Raw genomic sequence first — 7,566 nt, 5'->3', positions numbered from 1 at the left:
CGCCGAAACAGACGACACCAGCGCCATGAAAAACCTCAGCACACTCGCGGTGAAACAGGGGAACACAGACGAAGCCCGTAAATGGATGACCCGCGCCGCCGAAACAGGCGACACCAACGCCATGAACGAGCTCGGCGTTCACTCGGCAGAGAACGGAGACTTTAACGAAGCCCGTAAATGGTTCACCCGCGCCGCCGAAACAGACGACACCAGCGCCATGAAAAACCTCAGCACACTCGCGGTGAAACAGGGGAACACAGACGAAGCCCGTAAATGGATGACCCGCGCCGCCGAAACAGGCGACACCAACGCCATGAACAAGCTCGGCAAGCTCCAAGCAGACGAGGGAGACCTCGAAGGCGCCCGCACCTGGTGGACCCGCGCCGCCGAAGCAGGCGACACGCACGCCATGTTCAGTCTCGGCGCCCTCGCGGGGCAGGAGAAGGAGAGGGACTTGCCGACGGTGCTTGAATGGTGGCTACGTGCCGCCGAAGAAGGCGACACCACGGCTGCGGACTTTCTAGCCAGGATGCTAAATCTGCTGATACGCGCCGCCAAAGAAGATGGCACCACGGCTGCGGACCTTCTGGCCAACACGCTAAAAGAGCTAAGATCGGAGGATTTCAGTGACTAATTGAACTGGCGTGAAAGACACGAGGCGTTGGGGTGCAGCGGTGGTCACTGTGTTCTCCTTCTCGTCGTGGCCGTGGTCCCCTCCGAGCGGCCGGGGCGGGGTCCCCGCCGCAGAAACCGCAAAACTCCCCGAACTTGCCTCCTGAGCTGGGAAGTTGATGCATCGTGCCGCCACGCCGCAGAAATTGTGAGAACTGCCGCGCAAATCGAGGACCGAGGCGTGGCCGGCGGAACCGCACGAGGACCACTCCGGTTTCTGCGGAGGTTTCGCAGCTTTCTGCGGCACCTCCTCCCAACGGCTCAGAGGGGCACTTCGTCGCTCGTCAGCGCCGTTGAGCCTGGCATTGTGCGAATTCTGCGGTTTCTGCGTAAGGGGCTTTGCCCTCATCGCGGTGCCGCTCATGCCTGTCCCTCCCTCACCTGCGGGTGGATGAGGTAGCGCGGGGCCGGCGGGCGCCCGCGCTTGCCCGTCCGCGGCGGGATGTGGCTGCGCACGTAGCCGTGCTCTTCGAGGAGCGCGACGGCGGGCTCCAGCTCTGCGATGGTCGGGAATTCGGATCGCGACAGCTTGGCGAACAGGTCGCGGCGGGTGACCGTCTCCCAGCCGTTCGCGGCCAGGACGTCCAGGAGCGAACGGGCCCGCGCCTGGGCGGCGTCGGCGCCCATGAGGTCGAAGACCGTCAGCGCGTGGTCCGCGAAGTAGTCGGCGATCTCGATCTCGGCCTTCATGGTGTCGACGTCGACGGGCTTGGCGTAGCCGTCCGACAAGTGGCGGGCAAGGTGCAGCAGTCCGGCGATACGGGCCGCAGCGCCGATCAGCTTCCCCGCCCATTTCCCGACGTGGCCCAGCCTGCCGCCCTTGACTCGCAGTTGCGGCTCAACACGCTCCTCGAACGCAGTGAGTACGGCGGAAGCTTCGGACGTCAGGGTGAGCACGACGGGGTCGGTCCAGTCAGCCAACGACAGAGTGAGAGCAATAACGTTGCGCTCGTACGCCGCTGTCGTCTGCTCCGGAACGGGCGCAGGGCCGACCAGACAAGGCCCGCCGCTCCCGTCCCAACCAGGAAGCAGGAATCAGACGCGTGCAACTGCCTGTGCCACAAGGGGGCACGCCATGGCTCGAACTGAGAAGGAAGTCGCCATCGATATCACCGTCACGACGATCAGACGTGGGGACGTGATCACCATCGGCGGGCAGCCCATGACCGTACAGAGCCTGTTCAACCTGCCTGGCGGCGGGAAGCGCATAGGGTTCGCTGGCGGCGCCGTGCTCACGCTCTGGCCGGGCACCACGCTCACCGCCCTCCGAATTGTCACGGGGTGGTGACGATGTGGCCCGAGAGCGCACGGTGCCTGATCTGTGGCGAGAACCGAGCCGACCTGATGCTGGTTCAGGTCATCGAAACTGGATCCGGGCCAAGCAGAGGATTGTACGCGTGCCCCGAACCCTGTGCGCAGCAGTGCGCTCGAAGCGTGACCTCCCCTGACTGGCTCAGGGCTGACCTGCGCGCGCGAAATCTATGGCCGGACCAGGAGCCGGTCGATACCAAGTAGCCCACAGCCTTACCGCGCTCTCTACGAGAGCTTCCGGTGGGGGCTCCCGTAAAGACTTAGACGAAAGAGCCTCGGCATGAGCGTCGATTGAGATCGCGGTAAAGCATGACATTGAGGCCAACGCGTGCCCCTCCCGGAGCTGATTATCCACGAACGCCTGGAGCGCCAGATGGGTGGCACATAGTCAGCGCGAGACGTTTCAGAATCCACCTCGCATCAGGAAACCGAGTCTAATGAAGTGATTTCGTGAATCCGCTTAGCTCTCCCTTTACCCGGTTTATGTCTACGTACGCAGAATAGAGTTTAGGGAGAATCGCCACAAAAACCAAGAAGACGTAGGCACTCAGGCCGCTTGCTAGTGCTGCCCAGAATCCGGTCAATGCCCCATCCTTGCGGAGTGCAATATTCATTCCAATGACGAGTGTAGCCGCATCCAGAATGCACACTAGAGCTCCGGCCAGCAAGTGCGCTGCACTCTCATCGAGACTGTCCTTCTCGGTGGAGAATTCTGGAGTATCCCTCTCAATATTCCATTCGGTGATCTTGAGTCGGAGGGCAGAAAGGTGTGTGAATGCACTTAGCATTCCCCCTGCCAGAAGCGCTACACCTGTCAACAGCGGCGTGGGGGATTTTAATACCCCATCACTGGATAGCATGAAAAGAAACACTGCCGCTGGGGCGACTAGAAGTGCTCTTGAAGTCCTGTCGGGGCGCCATTTGCTGTACTCACCGTCGCTCAGCCCCTTCCAGTGACCTCGGAGAATCGGTGCAACATTGAATCGGCTGAACATCGACTCCCCCTATATGTCGGGCCAGTCAACGACTACTTCTGCCGTCTCTTGAAGACGAAGCGCCGTTGCTCGAACCTCGGTATAGAAGCGAGGCGTATCTGCACGTCCATCGGGTGATTGCTTGTATGTAAAGAATTCACTCATGCGACTAGGGCTGACGCGCCTGGTCCTGTCATCTGCGTCCTTGATGACTACCCATCCGTCATCAACATCAAGATCTTCCACCTTATGACCCACGATCGCAGCCAATAGCTTCGCGGCCTCCCCGTCCGTTGGCGTGACGGGCTCGCGCTCGCGGTCATCGGATGGCATCCACGTCTTGACTAAATCTGCAACTCGCCGCAGCATCCCACGTTCGATAACTGGAGCACTTACCCGAAATTCTTCACGGGAGCGGGCACGGTTGGCGTTGACTGCGTTCTTGACCAGTTCCAACTTTTCGACCTGGCCGTTACGAATCATTTCTTCGAGATGTGCTTCATCTGCGATGTGGCGCACCGTAAGTCGCCAACCTTCGCTGGCGCTTGATGCAGAGTTCTGGTCAGTCTGCGACTGCCACTTTAGCCATCGAATTAGCGGAGTGACAGGGCAAGTTCGACTGATGTCTTCCACAGCCAAAAAGCCCTTTAATCCATTCGATGGTAATGCCATGACAACGCGGAACGACTTTGCTGCCGCTTTATCACTTATATCGGCGTCCTCTGATGGGTCCCCCATGCCGAGAGCTTTCTCATGGGATCCCACACTGCCAAGTAAGATGGTGGCCTGGACAATGTTATCGGACACATTTATGTCGCTGACGCGAAGAGCGGGTTGGCCGTGAAGGCTCTCGTTTTCCGAGTCGGATTCTCCGGGGGCGTCGTTGGCTTTGCCGACCATCGTGCGCGTACTAAGTGCCTTGAGTGATCGTTCGACTATGTCTTGGTAATGCTCACCGTTGCAGTCATTGAAGTTCGTTGGTGTTTTCTTACGACCACGGTGTACTTGCATGATGAAGAGTCGATAACCGAAAGATGGCATACACCCTCCCAACTCCCGCCTGTCACTTACTCTACGTTAAGGGCTGTGAGCGATCGGTAGAACACCATGTTGAGCCACATTTTGACGATCACGCTCGATGGGCGTCACAACTGGGAGATTCACGTGTGGGCGGGTGGTGAGAGTGACTGGAGTGGTAAGCAAGCCATCGGAAGTAGAGGATCTTCAACGCCCGAGCCGCGAGACAGATCGGGATGTCTCCGGGCGCGATCGACTCGGGCGAGTTCGTAGCCGGGGAACATCTACCTGGTGAACCCGCTCTCGTGAGGACCTACGGGGGCCGCGAAGGAGGCCGCGCGTGGAGCCTCGCCCTGCTCGTGAGGGGAGGGCTGCTATTCGTAGGTGAGGTAGCGACACGTACGTGCGCAAGTTCGGCCTGACTCGTCGAGTCGGGAGTCGTCGACTCGCGAAGGAAGGGTGGGGCTCAGCGTCGGCTCTTCGGACAGCGACCTCGACGACGCCAGCGGCACGCGCGACACGGACAGCCCCGACTACCTACAGGGCATGAATCCTGATGACGTCGCCACCGACATGCGCGCCGAGGCCGAAGCCGAGTACGGCGACTACCGGCAGGTCGAGGACACCCCCAACCATGTGTGGTTCGACAAACGAACCGGCAAGCCCTTCCGCTGGGACAAGAAGGCCTACCTCAAAGCGACGAAGGAAGCGGAGCGAGCCGCACGGCACGCGGACAACGTCGCGAGCCCGACGTCCACCGGATCCGCCAGCCCCTTGCGACTAGCCGATCACCGCCGGCCTCGTGAGTGACCAACTGCGTGACAACGACCCCATATTTCAGTGGACTTGCACGGACTCTGGGGCACAGTTCATCCAGGTCAGCACGACAGGCGCCACACGCCAGCGAGTCCGCCGGATTGCTTCGGGACGAAGAGGTCGTGGGTTCAAATCCCGCCACCCCGACAGATGAAATCGCAGGTCAGGGCCGGTGTCTGTGCGTGAGGCACCGGCCCTGACGCGTGTTCAGGGTGCCGCGGAGATCGTTTGGCGAAATCCTGGCGAAGATCGCGAACTCCCGTCAGTTGCAGGGTGACTCTGTTCATGTACGAGTTCCTGCTGATGTCAGCTTTCGGGGAGTAGCACCGTGTAGTCCAGGCCGCTCAGTGAGGCGGCCGTGTTCAGTGCGTCGTCGAAGTGCTCCAAGTCGAAGGAGCAGGCGTTTACCGGGGTCAGGTCAATCGTCCCGGAGCGTACGAGTTGCCAGACTTCCAGTGCGGTGGCGGAGTCGAACATGAACGAGCCCGTCACGGTGAGCTGTTGCCGCTGGATGCGCTGGTAGGGCAGGGCGAGCTCGTGGCGTACCCCTCCGACCAGGACTGCGGTGCCTCGTATGCGCAGAGCGTCCAGGCAGGCCAGAGTGGGGTCGGTGGTCGGGGTGTGGGCGATGACGTCCAGCAGCAGGTCGGCCCCGGCGTCGGTCTTGGCGCGGATGGCCTCACCGTCCCGTGCGCGGTCGCCGGTCAGCACGACTGGCCTCACTCGTGAGTCCAATTTCTCCAGCGTGGCCAGGGACTCTCGTCTGCGTCCGGTGGCGATCACCTGGGTGGCGCCCCGTGCGAGAGCCGCGAGTACAGCCGCTCCTCCAAGGTTCCCGGTGGCTCCGTTCACGATGACGCTCTGACCGCCGCGCAGGCCGCCGCGGCGCAGGCCACCGTCCGCGATGGCCAGCGACGCGAGAAAGGGCAGAAGTTCCGGTCGCGTCCACTGGTCCGCTCCGGGGAGGACCGTTACGCAGGGGGCGGGATAGCAAGCCCTCTGGGCAAAGCTGCCGTGCCGCCACGTGCGTTGCATACGCGCGGAACGTGCGCTGCCTGTGCCGGTCCACCCGATGAGAATCTCGTCCGGTGAACCGGCCGTCTCACCCGAGGAATACAGCGAGTTGCACAAAGCCACCTCGCCCACGTCGACGCCGAACACGTCGTCCGCCACCGCCCGTATCCGTCCGATGCACGTCGGTCCCGGGACGAGTGGGGCCGGCAGGTCGTAGTGCAGTTCACCAGTGAGCACCTGACGGGTGTAAGAGGGCACGCGCACAGCAACGACGTCGACCAGCACACCACCTGCCTGCACCTCCCGGTCAGCCACATCCTGAACTGCCCACCGCCCACCGGCCTGTTCGAGCCATACTCCGCGCATACCGTCAGCCTAAGAGCGGTTTCCTTCGTCAGTCGCGATGCAAGATGGGGCCTTGGCCGGATCGCCTGTGCACCATGCCGGGCATCCACGCAGTCGCCGGGCGGGGTTTCTCCCGCAAACAACCCGCCAGTTGAGAGTTCGGATCGCTCCTCCCGGTCAGTCCTCACTGACGCGATCACCGCTCATGCAGGTCAGAAACCGGGCGGCGGCAGCACCGTGAATTGCCCACTTGCGGGGCCACCTCCGGATGTTCTGGTCCGGCCAATGGGACTTGACTCGCCGTTGAGACGCCACCGGCCTAGCGAGCCGACGAACCTTGCATCAGGACGCTGCGAGATCACGGTTGGGAAGGGTGATCCAGAATCGGTCTTCGCCACGTGCCTGGCCGTCACGCACACCGCCGTTGGCTTGAACTACCCGGCGTGACGCCTCGTTGTCAGTTGCGCAGGTCAACAGGACTCGGTCAAGGCCGATGTTGACGCATTCATCTAGCCCGGCTGCGAGCATTCTCTTCGCGTGACCCTGCCGGCGCCACGGCGTGACCACGTGATAGCCGACATGACCACCAACCTCCGCCAGTTCTTCTGTGAGGCAGTGCCGAACGACAAGCGTGCCGAGGTAATGCTCACCCGAGACGTACCAGAAGACGGTGGAAGGGACGGACCACCGAATCTGGATGCCCCGGCGTTCGGCGACGAAGGCGTCGAAGTCGTCGTCTGCCGTGCCAAGCCAGTCGACAGGCTTTCCTTCCGCCAAACAATCGGCGCGCTCACCAGCGAGATACGACTCACGGACCGTGGTCGTCGGCCAAACCAGACGCGGTGGTTCGAGCAGAAGGGTCATGCACTCAGTCTGAGTGCAACCGAGCGGGAACTCCTCTGCTTTTTGGGGCCCACTGCCTTGCCGTCTCGTACGGCCGTCACGCCACCGGCTCAACGGTTCCATCGACCTCAGGCAGTGTTGAAATCATGGTCCCGGTGCGTCGGCGTGAACTCACCGATGACTCATGGGAGTTACCGGCTCCGCTGATACCTCGCCAGACCGGGCGAACAACCAATATCCGGACCGCATAACCGATATGCGCTCCTTCGTGCCTCACCTGGCGAAGCCTTTACGACGGCCCCGCGACGCGGCCCGTGACCTCATCCGCGGCTTCGTCTTCCGGAACTGCAAGACGACGACGCGGTGTTGGTGGTCGACGAGACCGGCGGTCTGAAGAAGGGCAACACACCGTTGGCGTTCACCGTCAGTGTCAGTACACCGGCACCGCCGTGTACATCGAGAACAGCCAGGTCGCCGTGGCGTCGGCTTCGCCACGAAGCCTTCCGCGCGGGGCTGAGGTGCTTGCGCGGCAGATCACCGGGTAGGCGCCAGTCACGCCGTCGATGAGCGCACG

8 protein-coding genes and 1 pseudogene are annotated in these 7,566 nt (G+C 62.0%); 4 read left to right on the top strand and 5 right to left on the bottom strand.

Features of this window, described 5'->3' with window-relative positions:
* On the top strand, positions 1–634 hold a 634-nt coding region (locus QQM67_RS29075), incomplete at its 5' end, for a tetratricopeptide repeat protein (protein ID WP_314178113.1).
* A gap of 398 nt (positions 635–1,032) precedes the next feature.
* Here QQM67_RS29075 and QQM67_RS29070 read toward each other — a convergent pair.
* Positions 1,033–1,668: a DUF3987 domain-containing protein gene (locus tag QQM67_RS29070; RefSeq protein ID WP_314178132.1), complete on the bottom strand. Its 636-nt coding sequence runs from the start codon at positions 1,666–1,668 to the stop codon at positions 1,033–1,035.
* Between the two features lie 79 nt (positions 1,669–1,747).
* Between QQM67_RS29070 and QQM67_RS29065 the strand changes: the two genes are divergently transcribed.
* Positions 1,748–1,960, top strand: a complete 213-nt coding sequence (locus QQM67_RS29065; RefSeq protein WP_314178112.1) for a hypothetical protein — start codon at positions 1,748–1,750, stop codon at positions 1,958–1,960.
* A gap of 457 nt (positions 1,961–2,417) precedes the next feature.
* Here QQM67_RS29065 and QQM67_RS29060 read toward each other — a convergent pair whose 3' ends face one another.
* A complete protein-coding gene (locus QQM67_RS29060) occupies positions 2,418–2,978 on the bottom strand; it encodes a hypothetical protein (RefSeq protein ID WP_314178110.1) in 561 nt (186 codons plus the stop codon).
* A 9-nt stretch (positions 2,979–2,987) separates the two neighbouring features.
* A complete protein-coding gene (locus tag QQM67_RS29055; protein ID WP_314178109.1) occupies positions 2,988–3,998 on the bottom strand; it encodes a hypothetical protein in 1,011 nt (336 codons plus the stop codon).
* Between the two features lie 435 nt (positions 3,999–4,433).
* On the opposite strand from QQM67_RS29055, the gene QQM67_RS29050 reads away from it, so the two are divergent.
* Entirely contained in the window at positions 4,434–4,784 is a 351-nt protein-coding gene (locus QQM67_RS29050; protein WP_314178107.1) for a hypothetical protein, read from the top strand.
* Positions 4,785–5,096: 312 nt separating this feature from the next.
* Here QQM67_RS29050 and QQM67_RS29045 read toward each other — a convergent pair whose 3' ends face one another.
* Positions 5,097–6,089: a zinc-binding dehydrogenase gene (locus QQM67_RS29045; RefSeq protein ID WP_314178105.1), complete on the bottom strand. Its 993-nt coding sequence runs from the start codon at positions 6,087–6,089 to the stop codon at positions 5,097–5,099.
* A 402-nt stretch (positions 6,090–6,491) separates the two neighbouring features.
* On the bottom strand, positions 6,492–7,013 hold the full coding sequence (locus tag QQM67_RS29040) for a GNAT family N-acetyltransferase (protein WP_314178103.1): 522 nt from the start codon (positions 7,011–7,013) through the stop codon (positions 6,492–6,494).
* Between the two features lie 253 nt (positions 7,014–7,266).
* Between QQM67_RS29040 and QQM67_RS30795 the strand changes: the two are divergent.
* Positions 7,267–7,471: pseudogene (locus tag QQM67_RS30795) on the top strand (transposase); the annotation flags it as partial.
* Positions 7,472–7,566 lie beyond the last annotated feature (95 nt).

It is taken from the genome of Streptomyces winkii (assembly GCF_032248595.1).
Classification (GTDB): domain Bacteria; phylum Actinomycetota; class Actinomycetes; order Streptomycetales; family Streptomycetaceae; genus Streptomyces; species Streptomyces winkii.
This window is presented reverse-complemented; position numbering and strand designations above follow the sequence as displayed.

Coding starts and splice junctions, on each gene's coding strand:
- QQM67_RS29065 (WP_314178112.1), top strand. CDS start 1,748: ATGGCTCGAACTGAGAAGGAAGTCGCCATCGATATCACCGTCACGACG.
- QQM67_RS29060 (WP_314178110.1), bottom strand. CDS start 2,978: ATGTTCAGCCGATTCAATGTTGCACCGATTCTCCGAGGTCACTGGAAG.
- QQM67_RS29055 (WP_314178109.1), bottom strand. CDS start 3,998: ATGCCATCTTTCGGTTATCGACTCTTCATCATGCAAGTACACCGTGGT.
- QQM67_RS29040 (WP_314178103.1), bottom strand. CDS start 7,013: ATGACCCTTCTGCTCGAACCACCGCGTCTGGTTTGGCCGACGACCACG.